At 63.9% G+C, this 19,649-nt stretch carries 19 protein-coding genes; 6 read left to right on the top strand and 13 right to left on the bottom strand.

Annotated elements, in window-relative coordinates; translation table 11 throughout:
• Nucleotides 1–61: 61 nt before the first annotated feature.
• From ACFSOZ_RS20250 to ACFSOZ_RS20240, 3 genes are read right to left on the bottom strand one after another with little or no spacing between them, the layout of a single operon-like run.
• Nucleotides 62–1,060 (bottom strand): alpha/beta fold hydrolase, encoded by a 999-nt coding sequence (locus ACFSOZ_RS20250; protein WP_379100793.1) that lies wholly within the window; start codon nt 1,058–1,060, stop codon nt 62–64.
• A gap of 15 nt (nt 1,061–1,075) precedes the next feature.
• Nucleotides 1,076–2,206: a hypothetical protein gene (locus ACFSOZ_RS20245; protein ID WP_379100790.1), complete on the bottom strand. Its 1,131-nt coding sequence runs from the start codon at nt 2,204–2,206 to the stop codon at nt 1,076–1,078.
• A gap of 6 nt (nt 2,207–2,212) precedes the next feature.
• Nucleotides 2,213–2,647, bottom strand: a complete 435-nt coding sequence (locus ACFSOZ_RS20240; RefSeq protein WP_379100788.1) for a hypothetical protein — start codon at nt 2,645–2,647, stop codon at nt 2,213–2,215.
• A gap of 730 nt (nt 2,648–3,377) precedes the next feature.
• Here ACFSOZ_RS20240 and ACFSOZ_RS20235 point away from each other — a divergent pair.
• Nucleotides 3,378–4,316 carry a diacylglycerol/lipid kinase family protein gene (locus tag ACFSOZ_RS20235; RefSeq protein ID WP_379100785.1) on the top strand — a complete coding sequence of 313 codons (939 nt, stop codon included), beginning with the start codon at nt 3,378–3,380 and terminating at the stop codon, nt 4,314–4,316.
• Nucleotides 4,317–4,396: 80 nt separating this feature from the next.
• On the opposite strand, the gene ACFSOZ_RS20230 is transcribed toward ACFSOZ_RS20235, so the two are convergent.
• From ACFSOZ_RS20230 to ACFSOZ_RS20220, 3 genes are read right to left on the bottom strand one after another with little or no spacing between them, the layout of a single operon-like run.
• Nucleotides 4,397–5,314, bottom strand: a complete 918-nt coding sequence (locus tag ACFSOZ_RS20230) for an NAD(P)-dependent oxidoreductase (RefSeq protein ID WP_379100783.1) — start codon at nt 5,312–5,314, stop codon at nt 4,397–4,399.
• Nucleotides 5,311–6,522: a mandelate racemase/muconate lactonizing enzyme family protein gene (locus tag ACFSOZ_RS20225; RefSeq protein WP_379100780.1), complete on the bottom strand. Its 1,212-nt coding sequence runs from the start codon at nt 6,520–6,522 to the stop codon at nt 5,311–5,313. The genes ACFSOZ_RS20230 and ACFSOZ_RS20225 overlap by 4 nt, the downstream gene beginning before the upstream one ends.
• Complete coding sequence (locus tag ACFSOZ_RS20220) at nt 6,519–8,135, bottom strand: GMC family oxidoreductase (RefSeq protein WP_379100777.1); 1,617 nt, start codon at nt 8,133–8,135, stop codon at nt 6,519–6,521. Before ACFSOZ_RS20220 ends, ACFSOZ_RS20225 begins: the two co-directional genes overlap by 4 nt.
• A gap of 201 nt (nt 8,136–8,336) precedes the next feature.
• On the opposite strand from ACFSOZ_RS20220, the gene ACFSOZ_RS20215 reads away from it, so the two are divergent.
• Together ACFSOZ_RS20215 and ACFSOZ_RS20210 are read left to right on the top strand one after the other, a co-directional pair.
• Nucleotides 8,337–9,278 (top strand): phosphoribosylaminoimidazolesuccinocarboxamide synthase, encoded by a 942-nt coding sequence (locus ACFSOZ_RS20215; RefSeq protein WP_379100775.1) that lies wholly within the window; start codon nt 8,337–8,339, stop codon nt 9,276–9,278.
• A 122-nt stretch (nt 9,279–9,400) separates the two neighbouring features.
• A complete protein-coding gene (locus ACFSOZ_RS20210) occupies nt 9,401–9,796 on the top strand; it encodes an acyl-CoA thioesterase (RefSeq protein WP_379100772.1) in 396 nt (131 codons plus the stop codon).
• Between the two features lie 272 nt (nt 9,797–10,068).
• Here ACFSOZ_RS20210 and ACFSOZ_RS20205 read toward each other — a convergent pair whose 3' ends face one another.
• Nucleotides 10,069–10,437 carry a winged helix-turn-helix transcriptional regulator gene (locus tag ACFSOZ_RS20205; RefSeq protein WP_379100769.1) on the bottom strand — a complete coding sequence of 123 codons (369 nt, stop codon included), beginning with the start codon at nt 10,435–10,437 and terminating at the stop codon, nt 10,069–10,071.
• A gap of 89 nt (nt 10,438–10,526) precedes the next feature.
• Between ACFSOZ_RS20205 and ACFSOZ_RS20200 the strand changes: the two genes are divergently transcribed.
• The gene (locus ACFSOZ_RS20200; protein WP_379100766.1) at nt 10,527–11,132 is read left to right on the top strand and encodes an NADPH-dependent FMN reductase; all 606 of its coding nucleotides are present in this window, start codon (nt 10,527–10,529) and stop codon (nt 11,130–11,132) included.
• A 56-nt stretch (nt 11,133–11,188) separates the two neighbouring features.
• Here ACFSOZ_RS20200 and ACFSOZ_RS20195 read toward each other — a convergent pair whose 3' ends face one another.
• Nucleotides 11,189–11,602: a winged helix-turn-helix transcriptional regulator gene (locus ACFSOZ_RS20195; RefSeq protein ID WP_379100764.1), complete on the bottom strand. Its 414-nt coding sequence runs from the start codon at nt 11,600–11,602 to the stop codon at nt 11,189–11,191.
• A 97-nt stretch (nt 11,603–11,699) separates the two neighbouring features.
• Between ACFSOZ_RS20195 and ACFSOZ_RS20190 the strand changes: the two genes are divergently transcribed.
• Entirely contained in the window at nt 11,700–12,680 is a 981-nt protein-coding gene (locus tag ACFSOZ_RS20190) for a quinone oxidoreductase family protein (RefSeq protein ID WP_379100761.1), read from the top strand.
• Nucleotides 12,681–12,795: 115 nt separating this feature from the next.
• Here ACFSOZ_RS20190 and ACFSOZ_RS20185 read toward each other — a convergent pair whose 3' ends face one another.
• From ACFSOZ_RS20185 to ACFSOZ_RS20165, 5 genes are all read right to left on the bottom strand, one after another.
• Nucleotides 12,796–13,929, bottom strand: coding sequence for a substrate-binding protein (locus ACFSOZ_RS20185; protein WP_379100758.1), 1,134 nt, complete (start codon nt 13,927–13,929; stop codon nt 12,796–12,798).
• 75 nt (nt 13,930–14,004) lie between these two features.
• Nucleotides 14,005–14,277: a hypothetical protein gene (locus tag ACFSOZ_RS20180; protein ID WP_027024197.1), complete on the bottom strand. Its 273-nt coding sequence runs from the start codon at nt 14,275–14,277 to the stop codon at nt 14,005–14,007.
• A 90-nt stretch (nt 14,278–14,367) separates the two neighbouring features.
• Complete coding sequence (locus tag ACFSOZ_RS20175) at nt 14,368–15,945, bottom strand: HD domain-containing phosphohydrolase (RefSeq protein ID WP_379100752.1); 1,578 nt, start codon at nt 15,943–15,945, stop codon at nt 14,368–14,370.
• A 147-nt stretch (nt 15,946–16,092) separates the two neighbouring features.
• A complete protein-coding gene (locus ACFSOZ_RS20170) occupies nt 16,093–17,403 on the bottom strand; it encodes a hemolysin family protein (protein ID WP_379100749.1) in 1,311 nt (436 codons plus the stop codon).
• A gap of 179 nt (nt 17,404–17,582) precedes the next feature.
• The gene (locus ACFSOZ_RS20165; protein WP_379100746.1) at nt 17,583–18,497 is read right to left on the bottom strand and encodes a LysR family transcriptional regulator; all 915 of its coding nucleotides are present in this window, start codon (nt 18,495–18,497) and stop codon (nt 17,583–17,585) included.
• A 127-nt stretch (nt 18,498–18,624) separates the two neighbouring features.
• On the opposite strand from ACFSOZ_RS20165, the gene ACFSOZ_RS20160 reads away from it, so the two are divergent.
• Nucleotides 18,625–19,647 (top strand): zinc-dependent alcohol dehydrogenase family protein, encoded by a 1,023-nt coding sequence (locus tag ACFSOZ_RS20160; protein WP_379100744.1) that lies wholly within the window; start codon nt 18,625–18,627, stop codon nt 19,645–19,647.
• The last annotated feature ends 2 nt before the right edge of the window (nt 19,648–19,649 follow it).

The following is a 19,649-nucleotide window of genomic DNA, read 5'->3' as shown; positions in this document are numbered from 1 at the left end:
GAACAAGGCGGGATTTGGCCGTGATTGTGGAATGAGCGTGGCGGAGCGCCGAACAGTCGATCTATCGGGTGGCCGGCGAGATTCGTTTGAGGAAATTCGCCATCAGCCGCACCACGTCGTGCGGACGTTCGACCTGCGGGATGTGGTTGACGCCATCGAGAACCGCCAGTTCGGCATGCGGAAACAGCGAGGCAATCTCTTCACCCTGTTGGAGGGGCGTGGTCGTATCCTGTCGCCCCCAGATGACGAGAACGGGCGGCGTGAAGGTGCGATAGTTCGCGGGGTTGGCGGCAAGGGATTTTCGTTCGTCGTTGAACAGTCCGGTAAACAGCCAGTGGCCAACCGCATTGGTGGTGCCTTCGACATTGAGAGGCCGTGCGTAGATCGCGATACGTTCGGCGGTGACCACGTCGTCGTTCTCAATGAAGGAGTGCAGGCCAGGTCCGACCATAAGCGGGTTGGTGAAGGTCGAGGCGGTCAGCAACTGGCGTGGCCAGTCGCTGTTCAGGAAGGATGCGAACGGGAGGGCCGGTGCCTCGGTCCGGCCGAGGCCAAGTGCCACGTCGAGCAGGATCAGCGCGTCGATGCGGGCCGGGGCCGAGAAGGCGGCTTCGATCACGCCACCGCCGCCATAGGAGTGGACACCGACACTGAAATGGCGAAGGCCGAGCGCGTCGGCGAAACCGAGGACGCGTCTTGCGTGGGCGGCGCGCGAATAGTCCTGGTCGGCCGGTCTCTCCGAATAGCCAAAGGGAGGCATGTCGGGCGCTATGACGCGAAAGCCCTGTTCTCCCAATGGCGCGGCGATATCGCGGTAAGTCTCGGCCCAGGAGGCCGTGCCGTGGAACAGGAGCAGCGGCGGCCCGTCCTGGGGCCCCCAGACCTGATAGTGTATCTTCAGGCCGTTGACCGTCACGAACAGCGCTCCCGCCGGGGCTGCCTCCTCGGGTGACAGGTTCTCCCGCAGCGCCGCCGCGCCGCGAAAGCCGACAAGCGCGACCACAATGAGCACGACCAGCGTGAGCGCGAGCCAGCCGACAATGCGGATCAATCGACGCATGGCCAATCTATCGTCTCAATAATCATAGACGTGTTCGAGCCTGGCGCCTGACTTGATCAGTGCCGGCAGCACCAGATGCAGCTTGCGCACGGCGACGGTCAGCCCGGTGCGGCGCGTGGCCGGATCGGCCGGCAGCGGATAGCTGAACAGGATGCGGATGCCATCGGGGACAGCGATCGAGTCGGTGGAGAGCACGGTGACCATGATCTCGTCATTGCCGCCGATCTCGACGAAGGAGACGCCCTTGTCGATCAGGCGCGGGATCATCTCGGTAAACACCTGATAGCGTTTGGTGACGAAGACGGTGCCGTCGGCGCCGAAGTCGCGCTCAAGCAAGGTGTCGGGCTCGTTGTGCGTCGCTTCGCCGACCGGCCCCTTGGCCCAGACATGGATATCGAGGAAGGCTGGTGGGGATGTGGCTGCGAGTGCCTGCTTGATCAGGTCGGCGTAGCCCTGCTTGATGGTATCGGCGAGGCCGAAGGCAAGCTTGCGTTCGCTGGTGCGGATGGGGCTGTCGCCCGGCGCCGGCTGCACGGCAAACAGGCCGGCGCGCTTCTCGGCATAGGGAAATTGATACCACGGCACCTGGTCGAGGAAAGCGGCATAGTCGGCCGCCACCTTGGCCTGATAGATGTCGGCGGCGGTGCGTTTGCCGGCGGTTGCCTCGGTGATGCGGCCGACCGTGTTCTCATAGGCCCATTGCAAGATATGTTCGATGCTGTGGCTGGTGCCGATGATGACCAGCATCTGGTGGTTGGCGAAGTTGAACTGGTAGGGAGAGCTGGCGCGGATCACCATGGCGTAGTCCTGCCAGAAGCGGCCGACATAGGACCAATAGGGAAAGCCGCTCGGCTGGTTCTTGTCGACGAAGCCGGCATACTCGCGCGCCGCGTAGACGATCGCCCATTCCGGGTAGGTGAGGAAGGTCGATTCCTCCGGCCTCTGGTAGCCGGGGATTTCGGCGCGAACCTTGTCGGCCAATGCCTTTGGCGGAGCGCCGTCGGCAATGCCGGGCAGAGGCGTCTTGTCGAGTGACGACGTGGTCAGGAAGCCATAGCTCAGCCCGACGATCGAGATCAGGATGACGATGACGATCAACCACAGGATCGCCTTGATGATGCGCTTCAGCCAGCGGAACAGGAACATGCCCGATCAGGCCGTGGCGAAGTGGTCGTGTATGCGCTTCGACAGCCAGAAGCCGACATAGACGGCGAAGCCGCCAATGACGAGGTGCGGCAGGTTGGCGAAGAAGCGGGCCGGGAATTCGATATCGTCGAGGGAGCGGAAGCCGTTGATGAAGATGCCGGCATCGAGGCAGCCGGAACCGGTGACCAGGCCGAGCACGCCATCGAAGAGATAGACCGAGCCGAACAGCTTGAAATAGAACACTGCCTGGCGGTGCGAGATGAAGGCAGCGGCAAGCGCCCACACCCCGGAGAAGGCGTGAAGCAGGTCGTCATACCATTGCAGGGAGAACAGGCCGAACAGATTGCCGTTGGCATCGTTGAACGCCGGTATGTAGCCGATGGCGACGACGCCGAAGAACAGGAAAGCATAGGCAACGGCAAGCTTCTGGATCAACGTCATGAAGTATCCCCCTCCTGCGAGCCTGTTTTTGCAAACAGACTCTGACGACGCAGCGATACTAACCGATTTTCGCGCGCGGTGAAGCGGCGCCGGCAAGATCACCGGCAAGGACATCGAGGGGGAGAAAAAGACAGTCGGCGCCGGGATTTCTCCCAGCGCCTCCCTGTCAGATCAGGACACGGTCGCGGCAGCAACTTCCGTAAAGTCGTCGCGCCATGCCGGCCTTGATTTTGACGGTCCTGCCAGTCCGCCACCCGAGAGCAGCGTCCGTTCGGGACCACGCCGGTCTACACCCTTGCGGGCTTTGCCCTGCGCACCATCGAAGGTTTTTGCCGTCCTTCATGGCAGCATCGGTCCGCCGTCGGCGTTGGCACGCTTTCCGCGGCCCCGTAGGTCTCGGCATCCGCCCCTCGAACAGGCAAGCCTGCTCGTCGATCTGGGCCGTACGGGCCTCAGGAAATCCGCCTTTCACTTCGCCTTTCGGCTGGGCGATCGGTAGCCGCCTGAGATGGGTTGAACTTACGCCGGGTAAGGGTCGTGGGGAATGGCCGCGGGCCTGTGGATAACGGGGTTATCGGGGATCAGCCAGGGATAACGCGATTTCCTGATCCGTCATGGTGAGCGGTATCAGCGGACATTCGGCCTTGCCCTGCCGGCGGGCGCGGTCTTCAATGCCGGCAAAGGATTCTCGAGGCGCCGAGCGCCGTGATGTCCTTGCGGGAGGATGTGCGTGAAGGTCGGGGTGGTTCTCAATCCGATTGCCGGTGGCGGCCGGCTGAAACGGCATTGGCCTGAGGTCGCCGCGTCGCTGAAAAAGCATTTCGGCGATTTCGAACTGCGCGAAACGCAGGCCGAAGGCGACGCTGAGCGATTGGCGCTTGATCTTGCGGCGAGCGGTTTCGACCTGGTGATCGCGGCGGGCGGCGACGGCACCGCCAGCGAAGTGGCCGACGGACTGCTGCAGGCGTCGAAGGAAAGCGGCAGGACGACCGAGCTTGGCCTGCTGCCGTGCGGCACCGGTATCGATTTCGCGCGCGGGCTGGGCCTGCCGAAAGAGGTGGATGCGGTGCTGAAGCGGCTAGCCGAGGCCAAGGCTCGGAAGGTCGATGCCGGACGCATCTGCTACATCGACGACCATGGCGCGCTGGCCAGCCGCCACTTCATCAACATCGCCAGCCTCGGGCTGTCGGGCGCCACCGACCGCGCCGTCAATGCCGACAAGCGCAAGGGCAAGATGTCGGCCAAGGGGCTGTTCCTGTGGCGCACCGTGGTCGAGTTCGTCCGCTACCGCTTCCAGGATGTCAGGATCACGGTCGACGACGGCGCCCCGGTCGAAGCGCGCATGGCGCTGGTGGCGGTGGCCAATGGCAAGTTCTTCGGCGGCGGCATGATGATCGCGCCGGATGCCGAGTTGACCGACGGGCAGTTCGACATCGTCATCCTGCGCGCGGCCGGCAAGCTGAAGCTGATCTGGGATATCCGGCTGCTTTATGGTGGACGCCACCGCAACCATCCGGCGATCACCATCCTGCGCGGCAGGAAAGTGGTGGTCGAGCCGCTCGGCGATGTCGAGAAGAACGGCGCGATGGTCGACATAGACGGCGAGTCGCCGGGTCGCATACCGGCAACCTTCGAGATCCTGCCCGGCGCGCTGACGCTCAGGTACTGATTCAAGTCGTTAACAGATCGATTCAGGTGAATCCAGCGATGGATCCAACGCCTTGAAATCGCTTGATTTCCTGCCTGCTGTCAGACTTCGAGCTTGGCTGGAAAACCGGGCGCGCGCAGGTCGGTGCCAACGGCATCTTCCAGCAACTTGACGATCTGTGTCGACCAGGCGCTGCCCCCATAGGCCGCCTTGCCTTGCTCAAAAATCGCATTGACGCGCGATGCCAGGTCGAGCGGCACGCCGGATTGTTCAGCCATGGCGAGCGCGAAGCCGAGGTCCTTCAGCGCCAGGTCCACGGTGAAGCCGATGTCGTAGGAGCCGTTGAGAATGAGCTGGCTTTCGGTCTCGTGGACGAAGCTGTTGCCGGAGGAGGCAACGATGGCATGGTAGGATTGGGCGAGGTCAAGCCCGCCCTGCCTGGCCAGCATCAACGCCTCGCCGGCGGCGACGAGATGGATGAAGGCCAGCATGTTGGTGATGACCTTGATCACTGCTGCCGAGCCGACCGGACCCATCAGGAACGACTTCGCGCACATCGCTTCAATGGCCGGGCGATGACGCGCATAGAGCGCTGCATTGCCACCGACCAGCGCGGTTATTTTTCCGACCGCCGCCAGATGCACGCCGCCGGTGACCGGGCATTCCAACGTGTCGATGCCCTTGGCTGAGGCGAGGGCTGCAAGGCGCACGATCTCGTCGCGGCCATTGGTCGACATCTCGATCCAGCTGCCGCCTTCGGGCAGTCCTTCGAGCAATCCGCCGGGGCCAGCCAGCACCGCTTCGCTGACTTTGGGCGAGGGTAGGCAGGTGATGGCGTTGCCGGCTCTGGCGGCGGCCTCGGCGGGACTGTTGGCGGCTGTGGCGCCGAGCGCGACGAGGCGCTCGACGGCGGCGGGGTCGCGGTCGAAAACGGTGACGGCAAAACCGTTGCGGATCAGGCTGGCGGCAAGGTTGCCGCCGAGATGGCCAAGGCCGATGAAGGCGTAGCTTTCGCTCACGGCATCAGCGGCGTCTGCATCATCTGCAGGTGCAGCTCCTTGCCGGTGTAGGGATGCGCGTCGCAGACCGCTTCGTTCAGCTCGACGCCAAGGCCGGGCTCCTTCGACGGGATGACGTTGCCGTCCTGCCATTCGATCTTCTTCGTGAGCAGCGTCGCGTGAAAACCGTCCCACTGTTTCAGTGATTCCAGGATGAGGAAGTTGGGCAGCGTTACCGCCAGCTGGATGTTGGCGGCGCCGACGATCGGTCCGCAATAGCAATGCGGCGCGACTTGGATGTGATAGGCCTCGGCCATGGCGGCGATCTTCTTGGTTTCGAGAATGCCGCCGGAGCGGCCGAGGTCCGGCTGCAGGATGGTCGCGGCACGGTTCTCGATCACCCGGGCGAACTCGAACTTGGTCGTCAGCCGCTCGCCGGTGGCGATCGGGATCGATGTGCCGCGAGCCACCTGCGCCATCACTTCGGGCATGTCAGGCGGCACCGGCTCCTCGAACCACAGCGGATCGTAGGGTTCGATGGCGCGCGCCATGCGCAGCGCGCCCGACGCGGTGAACTGGCCATGGGTGCCGAACAGGATGTCGGCCCTGGTGCCGACCGCCTCGCGGATGGCCTTGATCATGCGGGTGGACAGGTCGATGTCGACAAGGCGCGGCTGGTGGCCATCGAAGGCGGTGTAGGGGCCGGCCGGGTCGAGCTTGACGGCGTTGAAACCCTGCTCGACATATTCGAGCGCGCAGGCGGCGGCGAGATCGGGGTCGTTGTAGACGTTCTTGCCGCGCGCATCCTCGGAGTGGACGCTGCCGGTGTGCGGGTAGAGGTAGGTATAGGAGCGCAGCGTCTCGTGCACCTGGCCGCCGAGCAATTTGTAGACCGGCTTGTTGGCCTCCTTGCCGATAATATCCCAACAGGCCATTTCCAACGCCGAGAAGCAGCCCATGCCGGACACATCCGGCCGTTGCGTGAAGCCGGACGAATAGGCGCGGCGGAAGAAGTTCTCGATGTCGTGCGGATCGCGGCCGACGAGATAGCGCTCGGCCATGTCCTCGACCATCTTGGCCGTGACATGGGCGGAGAAGGTGGCGTTGTAGGCCTCGCCATAACCGACCACGCCGCCATCGGTGGTCAGCTTGACGAAGATGAAATACTTGCCGCCGATGCCGGGCGGCGGGTTGCCGACAACCCAGGTCTTGACGTCGGTGATTTTCATTCTTGGTCCTCCAGAACCAGTTCGGCGCCCTTCCAACCGGTCATGATCGAGGCGGCGTTGGTGTTGCCGGTGATGTTGTCGGGAAAGATCGAGGCGTCGATGACGCGCAAGCCCTCGATACTATGCACCTTGAGGCGCGGATCGACGACGCTGTGGGAAGGATCGGGGCCCATGCGGCAGGTCGACACCGGATGATAGACGGTGCCCGAGCGCTTCCGGAAATCCTGGATCAGGTCGGCGTCGGAGGTGATCGACGGACCTGGCAGAACCTCTTCCTCGATGATCTCGGCCATTGCCGGCATCGAGGCGATCCTGCGCACGAATTTCACCGCGTCGAGCATCTCAGCGACATCGGCCTCGGTCGAATAGGCATTGGCCGATATCCTGGGATAGTCGCGCGGGTTGCTGGAGCGGATCATGATCTCGCCACGGCTCGACGGCCGGCAGTTGGACAGGCCGATGGAAAAGCCTGGCCACGGATCGGGCGTCAGGATCGGGCGCTCGCCGCTCTTGGGAATGACGGTCGAGAAGGCCTGGAAATAGAGCTGCATGTTGGGCCGGGTTGCCGCCGGGTCGGTGCGGAAGAAGCCGCCGGCATTGTTCATCGACAGCGACAGCGGCCCCGAACGCGTCAGGATGTATTGCATGCCGACCAGCAGTTTGCCCCACCACGGGCGCAGCGTCTGGTTGAGCGTCGGCAGCCTGCCCTTGAAGGTGTAGTTGATGCCGACATGGTCCTGCAGATGCGCGCCGACGTTCTCGTTGGCGTGGACGACGGGAATGCCGAGACCGCCCAGCAGAGCGGACGGTCCGACACCGGACAACTGCAGAAGCTGCGGCGAGTTGACCGAGCCGCCGGACAGAATGACCTCGCGGCCGGCACGCGCCGTCCTGGTCTCGCCGTTCTGCAGATATTCGACGCCGACGGCGCGCTTGCCGTCGAACAGCACCCGGGTCGCCAGCGCATTCATCTCGACGCGGACGTTGGCGCGCTTCATCGCCGGGCGCAGGAAGGCGCGCGCCGCCGACATGCGGCGGCCGTTGCGGGTCGAGATCTGGTAGACGCCGACGCCCTCCTGGGCGGCGCCGTTGAAATCCAGGTTGAGCGGCAGGCCGGCCTGCTGTCCGGCGGCGAGATAGCGCTTGGTCAGCGGATGGACGGCGTCCGAACAGTCGGTGACATGCAGCGGGCCACCGACACCGCGCCATGCGTCAGCGCCGGCCTGGTTGTCCTCCAGCGCCTTGAAGGCGGGCAACAGGTCGTCATAGCCCCAGCCTGGATTGCCGGCGGCTGCCCAGGCATCGAAATCGTCGCGAGCGCCCCGGATCCAGACCATGGCGTTGATCGAGCTCGAACCGCCAAGCAGCTTGCCGCGCGGCCAATGGTCGGCATTGCCGGCGAGGCCCGGGTCCGGCTCGGCCTTGTAGTTCCAGTTGACCGCCGGATCGAAGAAGGTCTTGCCGTAGCCGAGCGGCATCTGCACGTAGAAGCGGCTGTCGGTGCCGCCGGCTTCCAGCACCAGCACGGAGAAGCGTCCCGAGGCCGACAGTTTGTCCGCCAGGACCGAGCCGGCCGAGCCGGAGCCGACGATGATGAAGTCATAGGTCTGCATGATGGGTGGGCGGCTCCGGAAATCTGGCACAGCCTAGACGCGGCGGGTCGGCCGCGTCGCCGCGCCTTCCGGCATGCGTTGTGAAAAAAGCGACCGCGATGCGAGGTAGACTTGCGGGGAATCCCGACAATCGCGCTTGATATGCATAGGGTCGACAGCTTATGCGATAGCATCAGCCAATCTGCGCAAGGCAGGAATCATATGCGTGTCCTGTCGGATGCTTTCATTGCCGAATTGCCGGGCCACTACAGCGGCAAGGTTCGCGAAAATTACGACCTGCCGGACGGCAGGCGCATCATCATCGCCACCGACCGCATCAGCGCCTTCGACATCATCCTGGCCTCGATCCCGTTCAAGGGCGAGATCCTCACCCAGACGGCCCGGTACTGGTTCGAGGAAACCGCCGATATCTGCCCGAACCACGTTCTCGAATATCCTGACCCGAACGTCGTCGTCGGCACAAGGCTCAACATCCTGCCGGTCGAGATCGTCGTGCGTGGCTATCTGGCGGGAACCACCAGCACCTCGATCCTGACAAGGTACAGGCGCGGTGATCGGGACATGTATGGTTTGAGCCTGCCGGACGGCCTGCGCGACAATGAAAAGCTGGCCGAGCCAATCATCACGCCGACGAGCAAGGCTTCGCACGGTGGCCATGACGAGCCCCTGTCCAAGGCTGAGATTCTTGAACAAGGCCTTCTCACGCCGGCGCAGTGGGATACCGTGTCAGGCTACGCCTTGCAGCTGTTCGCCCGCGGCCAGCAGCGCGCCGCCGAACGTGGCCTCATCCTCGCCGACACGAAATACGAATTCGGCACCGACAAGGACGAGACCATAATCCTTGCCGACGAGATCCATACGCCGGACAGCAGCCGGTACTGGATCGCAGAGAGTTACGAACTGGCCCTCGCCAGCGGCAGCCGGCCGGAGAGCTTCGACAAGGATTTCATCCGGTCGTGGGTGTCGGCAAGGTGCGATCCTTACAGCGATCCTATTCCTGACATACCCGGCGAGATCGTCGGACAGGCCTCCAGGGTCTATGCGCAGGCCTATGAGGCGATCACCGGCAGGGAATTCTCTCCTGACCTGTCCGGGTCCAGCGTCCTGGATCGCATTCGCTCGAACCTCAAGCGTTACTTTTAGCGGCCAGCTGAGCTTCGCTGGGTAATGCGGACGGCAGAGCGCGACATTGTCCATCGGCGCGTTGACCTGTCGGCGCCTTGACGCTACGGGATCGAGGGCAATGACCTCGAAGGATTTCCCCCATGGTGCAGTACGCTGAAGGACGGCCGCTCGGCGATTTGACGCTGCGCACGCTGGCCATGCCTTCGGATGCCAATGCGGCCGGCGACATATTTGGCGGCTGGGTGATGGCGCAGATGGATCTGGCCTGCGGCATCCGTGCGGCCGAGCGCGCCAAGGGCCGCGTGGTGACGGCGGCGGTCAAGGAAATGTCGTTCGCCAAACCGATGAAGATCGGTGACACGCTGTGCATCTACACCCATGTCGAGCGCGTCGGACGCACCTCGATGACGCTAAAGGTCGAGGCCTGGGCGCAGCGCTACCTCTCCGACCTGATGGAGAAGGTCACCCATGCCGATTTCGTCATGGTGGCGCTGGATGGCGAAGGCAAGCCAAAGGCGGTTCCGGCGGAAAGCTGACCGGGAAATCGGCGCACAGCCTATGCCTTTCCCACGCCGCAGATGAAATCCGGGCGGCCGCACGGTCTTTTCCGGTTGCGTTGGTTGCGACCGGAACGAAGACAATCAGTCAACGATTGCTGAACGGCCGCTGGCAAGCGCCTTGGCGGCTTTGCCTTGTCTGCTGGCTGGGTCCGTCTGAAAAATCCGGATCCAAACCGGATCAACAGCCGGCGACGGAATGGAATTCCGCCGGCGCAGCCATCGGCGAAAACCCTTGCAACGCAAGGGTTTCAGGCGTGCTTCTCGTCGAATTTCTCACGTGCTGCCCGCACGCGCGTGGTGTTGACGCGAGCCCATTCACCGAGTGCGCTGACCGGGATCAGCAACTCATGGCCGAGTTCGGTCAGCTCGTAATCGACGCGCGGCGGTATGGTCGGGAACACCGTGCGGGTGACGAAGCCGTCTCGCTCCAATCCGCGCAAGGTGGTGGTCAGCATCTTCTGCGAGATGCCGCCGACAGCAGCGCGTAACTCATTGAATCGCAACGGTCCTTGGCCGAGCTTTCCGACCACGAGAACGGTCCATTTATCGCCGACGCGCTGCAGGATTTCCGAAACGGCGCGGCAATCTTCAGTGTTGAGCGGGTTCCTCAGTAACAAAAAGGTGCCTCCTTGCGCCGCGAGTTGACAGTATCTCATATAGCGCCGGTATCCAAACGATACCAGCTTTACTTGCAAGGAAGAGCCCCATGTCAAAACCCAAGATCGCCATCATTGTCGGTTCCACGCGCGCCGCGCGCTTCGCCGACGTACCAACCCAGTGGATCGCCAAGATCGCCAAATCGCATGCCGATATCGACGTCGAGATCGTCGATCTGCGCGACTTCCCGCTGCCGTTCTTCGACGAGGTCGCATCCTCCGCCTGGGCGCCGTCCCAGAATGAAGTGGCGAAGCGCTGGCAGAAGAAGGTCGCCGAATTCGACGGCTTCATCTTCACCGCCGCCGAATACAATCATGGTCCGACGGCCGTGCTGAAGAACGCCATCGACTACGCCGCCAACGAATGGAACAAGAAGCCGGCCGGCTTCGTCGGCTATGGCAGCGTCGGCGGCTCCCGCGCCGTCGAGCAGCTGCGCCTTCATGCGGTCGAATTGCAGATGGCGCCGGTCAAGTCGGCCGTCCATATCGCCTGGGGTGACTTCCTCGCCGTCCGCCAGGGCGAGAAGAAGCTCGAAGAGCTCGAGCACCTGAACCAGGCCGCCACGGCGCTGGTCAACGACGTCGCGTGGTGGGCCAAGGTGCTGAAGGCAGCACGTCAGGCCGACGCCGTCGCCGAGGAAGTCAAGGCGGCCTGACCGCCGGTTCGAATTGTCCTCCCAAGGATCCGGGGCGGCGCTAGCGCCGCCCTTTTTCAATTGTGGGAGGCGTGCGTCTCCCGCGCCGGCCTTGGGCGGATGATGCAATCGGCGAGGTGATGCATTTCGTTGAGTTCGTCGGCGTGGTGCTGGCCCCATTGGCAAAGCGCCAGCAGGATCGGCTCGAGGCTGAGGCCGAGACTTGTCGCGGAGTATTCGACGCGCGAGGGGACTTCGGCAAAGATCTCGCGGCTGACGAGGCCGTGCTCCTCCATTTCGCGCAGCTGCTGGATCAGCACCTTCTGGGTGATGCCAGGCATCATCGCCTTCAGCACCGACAGTCGTCGCGGGCCGTCGAAGAGATGGTAGAGGATGACCGCCTTCCAGCGCCCAGCGATCACTTTCAGCGCGCGTTCCGCCGGCAGCATCGGCAATCTCTTGATGGGCATTCTCTTGCTCGGGTTGGCCATGGTCACCTCCTGGTCAGCAGGGGACAAATGAGTGTGTAGTCGAGGCTCCGCAAATAGTGGCAAACGGTGGCCGATGCCAGCGCGATCGGAGTTTGCCATGAAAGCCATTCAACTCAGCCGCTTCGGCGGCCCGGACGTGCTGGAGGTGGTCGACCTGCCATCGCCGGTGCCGCAGGCCGGCGAGGTGCTGGTCCGTGTCCATGCCGCCGGGATCAACTTCTTCGAAGTGCTGATGCGCAGGGATGGCTACGCGGTGACGCCGCAGCTGCCGATGATTTTGGGTGTCGAGGCGGCAGGCGTCGTAGAGGCTGTTGGGCAAGGGGTGGATGTCGCGCTGCTGGGAAGCCGCGTCGCCGCGCCTTTGTTCGTCTCACAGCGTCCGCACAGTGGCTATGCGGAGCAGGTGACCATCGACGCCGATCTCGTCGTGCCGCTGCCGGACACCCTGTCGTTCGAGGATGCGACGGCGGTGATGGTGCAAGGCCTTACAGCCCTTTACCTGCTTCGGCAAAGTCCTCCTGGCGGCAAGTCGGTGCTGGTGCCGGCCGCGTCGGGTGGCGTCGGTTCGTTGCTTGTCCAACTGGCCAGGCTGACGGGCGCACGCCAGGTGGTCGCGGCCGCCGGCGGCAAGCCAAAGCTCGATCTCGCTTTGTCGCTCGGCGCCGATGCCGCCGTCGACTATATCAAGCCGGATTGGCCAGCCCGCGTCCGCGACATCACAGGCGGCGAGGGCGCCGACATCATCTACGACACGGTCGGCGGCGCGTTGACGGCTGCGTCGCTGCAGGCGCTGTCACCCGGTGGTGAGCTGGTGTTCGCGGCGCTCGGCCGCTATGCACTCGGGGCTTCAGACCTGGAAGCGATGATCGGCCGCAACCAGTCGCTGAGAGGTTTCGCGCTGCTGCCGCTGCTCTCCCCCGACGTGCTGAAAGCCAGCCTGTCCGAGCTGTTCCAGCTAGCGGCGAGCGGCCGGCTGCACGTTGCGATCGGCGGCCGCTTCCCGCTCGACCAGGCAGGCGAAGCGCACCGGCTGCTGGACGAGCGCCGCTCGACGGGCAAGGTCGTGCTGATGGCTTGAGTGTTGTGATGATACCTTAGGATCCTGCTCGACTTGTGCTCACAGGCGGATCGCCGGTGGCGAGGGCAACCATCTATCCGCCCCGCCACCTGGAAGAACAGTGATCAACGCCGAGTCAGCCTGCGTTGCTTGGTTGGAGTTCGTCGCCAAGCGCACGCTCATTGGGATTGATCAGACCCAAGTTCTTCACAACTCGGAATCGACCACCCTGCGCCTGCGCGATGTACATGTTCATGCGAACATGGTGCTGGCCGGGAACCATTTCGGCCGGGCCGCCCGGTCCCTCGCTTATGCGGGCGTGATCGAGCGCCCGGATGACCGCGTCGCGCTCCACCGTGCCGGCCTCCTTCACCGCCGCTTCCCACATCCTGATCGCCCGGTAGTGGCCGGTGCACCCGCTGCCGGCGGTCAACATGGCACTGCCGGAGAACCGTTCGCTGTAGCGGCGCAAGAGCGCGCGACCGAACGGATCGTCGAGTTCCTGGTAGTAGTCGAGGCAGCTGTAGAGGCCCTCGATCTGTTCGAACGGCACCAGATTGAAGAAGTTCTCATCGAAGTAGGTGCAGACGATCTTGCCGCCGCGCTTGCCGAAACCGGCTTTGTGCAGTTCTTCGAGGAACGGTGTCAGGCCCGGCGGAACGATGGTGTTGAAAACCACGTCGGTGCCGCTCGCCATGATCTGCTGAACCGTCCGCCGGAAATCGACGGTGTCCAGCGGAAAATACTCCTCGCCGACGATCTCGCCGCCATTGGCGCGCACCACCCGGCTCGCGGCCTTGTTCAGCAAATGGGGCCAAATGTAGTCGGCCGACGGCAAATAGAACCTCTTCGCGCCGGTGCTGTTCATCAGCCATGGTATCAGCGGTTCAACCTGCTGCGCGGGCACAGGCCCCGTGCAGAAGATCAGGGGATCGTTTTCCTGTCCCTCGTACTGCTCGGTGTAGATGTAGAGCGTCCTGCCCCGCGTAACCGCCTCGCTCTTGATGGCCTGGCGGGTCGAACTGTAGATGCCGCCGACGACCACATCGACCTTGTCGACGTCGATCAGTTTCGCGGTCCTTGCCTTCGCGACGCTGTCGATGGTTTCGCCATCCTCGATGACAAGCTCCAGCGGCCGGCCGAGCAAGCCGCCACTGGCGTTGATATCGTCGACGAGCATGGTGGTGAGGTTCGCATTTGCGACGCCCATGAAAGACAACGGGCCGGTGAGTTCGGCGATAAGGCCGATCTTGATGGGTTTCGGATCCATTTGATTTCTCCAAATCTGGGGGTTCGTCGGGCGCGCCGCCGCCGGGCGGCAGGCGGCGCGCAGTGTGGGACCTCCTCAGGCCTCGTAGTGGCCGAGCAGCAGTGCCGCCTGCGGCTTGCCGACATGGCCGGCCTCCTGCAGGATCGCTGGCACCTCCGGATCCGACACGAAATTCTTCCAGCCCTCGGCGTCCCAGTCGAAGATCGCCCAGACGCGGTCGGGCTCGCTGGGATCGCGGAAGACAGTTGCGCCGTTCGAGCCGTGCAGCCGGCGCTTGTCGGCGCCCTTGGTCGAAAAGATACGGATGAAGTGGTCGACATCAGCCACCTTGGTCGTTGCGAGAAGCATCTGATTTCCTCCTGTCGGTCGCGGCCACCATTGGTCCGTCGACAGGATCACGATGCGCGTCTCGGATCATGCGCACATGGGGTGGATTCCCTATGCCTGCGTTTCGCCCGGTCGGATAAGGCCGTGCTCGACCGCATAAAGCGCGGCCGCGGCGCGGGTGGTCACGCCGATCTTGGAATAGACGCTCTGGATATGGTGGTCCGCGGTCTTGGGCGAGATATCGAGCTTGCGTGCCGCCTCCTTCGCCGTCAGTCCGGCGGCGATCAGGCGCAACACCTCGATTTCGCGCGGCGTCATGCCGGCTAGCGCCCGCGGCAAAGATCGGCGCGACTGCTGGCCCGCGAAAGACAACACGGCCTCCGCGGCGTCGGGGCAGATACAACCGTCGCGCACCGCGGCGCGCAGTTGTGTCGCCGCCGCCTCGCTGGACAGCGCCTTGCGGTGCGGACGTTCCTCGCGCCACGTCTGGAAGGCTTCGGCAGCGGCCAGGATCCTTGCCGCCGGGGACAGATCGGAGCCGCCGACCTTGCGGTGATAGCCCGAGCCATCAAGGCGTTCGTGATGGCGAAGCACGAGGGCGGCCATCGCATCGCCCTCGCGGCCGAACGAGGCCAGTGCCCGTTCGCCGTAGTAAGCGTGCAACTGTGCCGCGTCGCGCTCGCGGACAGACATGGGCCCGTTGCGCATCCAGGTCGCCACCGGCACCACCAGTTCGCCGATATCATGGATGCAGCCCGACCAGCGCAGCGCGCGAACGTCAGGGTCGGGCAGCCCGATCCGTTTCCCCGCACCCGTGGCCAGTTCCGACACCATCCTCGAATGGCCCTGCGTAAACGGCATGCGCATGTCGATCATGTCGGCTATGGCCAGGAACGCCTCATCGCAAGCCCCCTGATCCAGCGTCACCGGCGGATCGGGCTCAAGCGCCAAAATGGTCTCGCGGTCGACCGTCGCGCCGATGCCCTCCATCAGGACAGCCGCGTTAGCCGAGACGAGCCGGGCCAGACCCGCTTCGTATGGGCCATCGCCGCGGCTGGCGATGGTTTCGGCCATCTCGTCGATGCCGACGGCATCGCTGAGTGCAATCGCATCCTGCGCCAATGTGATCAGGCGCACGGCGGGCAGGACATCCTCACCACTCAGCCCACGCGGCAGGCCTTTGCCGTCCCAGCGTTCGTAGATCTGTCCAAGATTGCGCCGGATCTCGTCGGACAGGCCGAGCCGCTCGCCGATCCGCTGCGCGACCTCGCAATGCGCTGTGAGCACCGGGCGAGCCACCACGAGCGCCTGCGACATCGCGGCCTCGATCGCCCTGGCCTGCGCGTCAGGCTCGAGATCGTAGTAGAACCGCTTGAAGGCCTGCACGAAGACCCTGCCCAGTTCGGCACGATTGCCCATGTCGAGACCGACAAGATCCTGGCGGAGCGCGATTTCGTCGCCGAAGGTGGCCGACAGAAGGTCCGTGTCGGCATTGCAGCCGACATAGCGCAGCATCGACTGGTGGTAGGCATTGCGCCGAACCTCATCGGAAACGCCCGCAAGCTCGGCGATCCGCATTGCAAGCACGCAGGATTTCAGCGCGAAGTCGCGAGAATGGCCGGTGGCAAGGTCCGAAGCATAGGCGAGGACCATCATAAAGTCCGCCCGGCGGATCGAGACGTTTGTCATCGCCCACCTCCCAGTGGGCCTATGCTATCCCCGGGTGCCGCAAATACCTAGGGGAAAAACCCCAAGCCTGCTGCACCATCCCGCGAGAAACAGGACTTCCGGGTGGGCCAAAAAGCTGACCTCGAATGGTCTACATTGCGTTGATCGTCAGCGCACCACCTCGCGGTGCGCGCCGGGCAGACGAGTGGCGATGAGCTTGTCGATGCGGCGGCCGTCGAGGTCGACCACCTCGAAGCGCCAGCCCTGCGCGTCGACGCATTCGCCGGTCGCCGGCAGATGGTGCATGTGCGACAGCACGTAGCCGGCGACGGTCTCGTAGTCGCGGTTTTCCGGCAGGTCGAAGCCGAGAACCTCGGCCATCTCGTCGGCCTGCATGTAGCCGGCGAGCAGCCATGAGCCGTCCTCGCGCTTGACGGCATTCTCCTCGTCGCCGGCGTCGGTATCGGCCCGGAAGACGCCGGTGATGGCTTCGAGAATGTCGGCCGGGGTGACGATGCCTTCGAAGTGACCGTATTCGTCATGCACCAGCGCCATCGGCACGTCGGATTCCTTGAGCTTCTGCAGCACATCCAGCGCGTCGGCCTGGTCATAGACGATGGGGGCGGCGCGCACATGCCGGCGCGGGTCGAGCACGCGGCCGGCAAGCAGTGCGGCGAGCACGTCGCGCGTCTGGACGACGCCGACCATGACGTCGACGCCGCCGTCGCCTGCCGGCAGCCGGGAGTGCTGGGTCTCCATCAACAGCTTGCGAATGGTGCTCTCGTCTGACTGCAAATTGATCCAGTCAACCTCAGTGCGCGGCGTCATCACGGCGCGCACGGCGCGGTCGCCAAGCCGCATGACGCCGGCGATCATGCGCCGTTCGTCGGATTCGATGGTGCCGTGATGCTCGGCCTCGGCGACCAGCATCTTGATCTCCTCGTCGGTGACCTTCTCCTCGCTTTCGCCGCGCTGGCCGAGCAACCACAATATGGCGCGGCCGGAAATGTCGAGCAGGAAGACCAGGGGGGCCGAGACGGTGGCGAGGATGGTCATTGCCGGCGCCGCCCGCGCGGCAACGCGCTCGGGATCGCGCAAGGCGATCTGCTTGGGCACCAGCTCGCCAATGATTAGCGAGAAATAGGTGATGATGGCGACGACGATGCCGACGCCGAGCGGATCGGCGACGGTTTCGCGCATGCCGTTCGAGGCCAGGAAGGTGGCCAGCCGGTCGCCCAGCGTGGCGCCGGAAAACGCGCCGGAGAGCACGCCGACCAAAGTGATGCCGATCTGCACCGACGACAGGAACTTGCCGGGATTGGAGCCAAGCTCAAGAGCACGGCCGGCGCCATTGACGCCGCGGTCGATCATCGCTTTGAGCCTGGCCGGGCGCGACGAGACGATGGCGAGTTCGGACATTGCCAAAAGGCCGTTCACACAGATGAGGACGACCACGATAGCGATTTCGACGTATAGCATGAGCGGTCAATAGCATTGCGGCGCGGTTTTCGAAAATAGCTAAAGCGCGTCGTCTTTAAACGGATTCAGCCGTCGCGCTTTCAAGTCTTTGTTCCGATGCATGTCGTCGTCCCAAAACCGGGACCAATTTTTGGGCGACATGCATCGGATGGTTTTTTAGAAGATGACAGTTGCGTCGTTCAGGCAGCATCCCAGGCCGGCGCCGAAAAATGGTCGACCAGAGCGTCGACGACGACACGCACTTTCGGCGTGAGCGAGCGCGTCACCGGCCAGACGGCATGCACGACGATGTTTTCGACCAGACAGTCCGACAGCACCATTTCGAGATCGCCGCATTTGAGGCTGTCGGCGGCCAGCCAGGTCGGCAGGAAGGTGATGCCGCAGCCGGCGAGCGCGGCATCCAGCATCGGTTCGCCATGCCCGAGGACAAGCCGCGCCTTGGGCACGAATGTCACCAGATGGCCGCCGGCATGCCTGATGACCCAGGGACGGACGACACCCTCGCGGCCGTAGCCGATGACGCTGTGGCCGGCGAGATCCTCGACTGATTGTGGCCTGCCATGCCTGTCGAGATAGGCGGGAGCCGCGCAGATCGCCGAGCGCTGGGCATAGATGCGTCTGGCTGCGAGCGACAGGCTGTCGTCGAGCTCGCCCATGCGGATGGCGAGGTCGATGCCTTCCTCGATCAGGTCGACGCGGCGGTCGTTGAACGAGATTTCCACCGTCAGGTCCTGGAATTTCCTGGAAATCTCGAACAGCACGGGAGCAACACATCTGCGGCCGAAGGCGAGCGGCACATCGATCCGAAGCCGGCCGGACGGGATCTGCCGGCGCGAAGCGAGCAATGACTGCGCGGCTTCGATCTCGCCAAGCGCCCTGACGCAGGCCTCATAGTAGCTGACGCCTTCGCTGGTCGGACTGAGGCTGCGGGTGGTGCGGTTCAGCAAGCGAACGCCGAGCCTTTGCTCCAACTGGGCGATCGACTTGCCGACCGCCGATTTTGTCACATGCATCCGTTCGCCGGCGCTGGTGAAGCTGCCGGCCTCCACAGCCTGAACAAACGCGACGATGCCTTGCAAGTCGGTAGTATCCATCGCGATTTCCTATTGTAGAATTCTGCTCTTCAATCTGTCGCCGAATATGCCGCATCGAAGCACTATTTTCCATAGTCAAAGAGCATAGATGTCTCGCGTGACCATCACTCACGGAGCGCGAGACGACATGAGCACCCAAATCAACAGATCCTGGCAGATGAGCGGCTTTGGCCTGTCCAGGCTAAGCCAGACGCAAGGCAAGGTTCCCGAGCCCGGTCCGCGCGACCTTCTGGTGCGCACGAGGGCGGTATCCCTCAACTACAAGGACAAGATGATCGTCGACGGCGTGCTGATCCCCGACCTGACCTTTCCCTTCGTGCCGACATCCGACGCCGTCGGCGAGGTGGTGGCTGTCGGTGGCGCGGTCACCCGCTTCCAGGTCGGGCAGCGCGTGCTCGGACAGGTGATCGCCGATTGGCCCGACGGTGACGCGCCGCCGGTGCTGCACAAGCACACGCTGGGCTCGTCGCTGCCGGGGATGCTTTCCGAGCATGTGATCTTTGGCGAGGACGCCGCGGTGCTGGCGCCGCCGTCGCTCAGCGATATCGAGGCCGCGACGCTGCCGATCGCGGCGCTGACCGCCTGGTTCGCGCTGGCCGAGGCGACAAGGCCGGTGGCAGGTCAGACCGTTCTCGTTCAGGGCACCGGTGGCGTGTCGCTGTTTGCGCTGCAGTTCGCCACCGCATTCGGCCTGCGCGCCATCGTCACCTCAAGCAGCGACGAGAAGCTTGAGCGGGCAAAAAAACTCGGCGCCTGGCAGGGGATCAATTATCGCACGCAGCCGGCATGGGACGAGGTGGCGCGTGAACTGACGAACGGCCTGGGCGTCAACCATGTGCTGGAAATGGTCGGCGGCGACAATGCGCGGCGGTCGCTCAACGCGCTCGCCGCCGACGGCCGGCTGTCGATCATCGGCCTGCTGGGCTCGATGGAACTCAGCTTTCCGATCTTGCCGTTCATGCGCAACCGCATCGTCGTGCAGGGCCTGTCGATCGGTCACCGCCGTGCCTTCGAGCGGATGAACCAGGCGATCGAGACACTGGCGATCAAGCCGGTCATCGACACGGTCTTCGGCTTCGATGAGGTGCCGCAGGCCATGCAGCATCTGGAGAGCGGGCCGTTCGGCAAGATCGTGATCACCACGAGCTGACC

The organism is Mesorhizobium newzealandense (genome assembly GCF_042682145.1).
Lineage (GTDB): Bacteria > Pseudomonadota > Alphaproteobacteria > Rhizobiales > Rhizobiaceae > Mesorhizobium > Mesorhizobium newzealandense.
The sequence above is the reverse complement of the archived record's forward strand: the minus strand, read 5'-3'. Positions and strand labels throughout refer to the sequence as shown.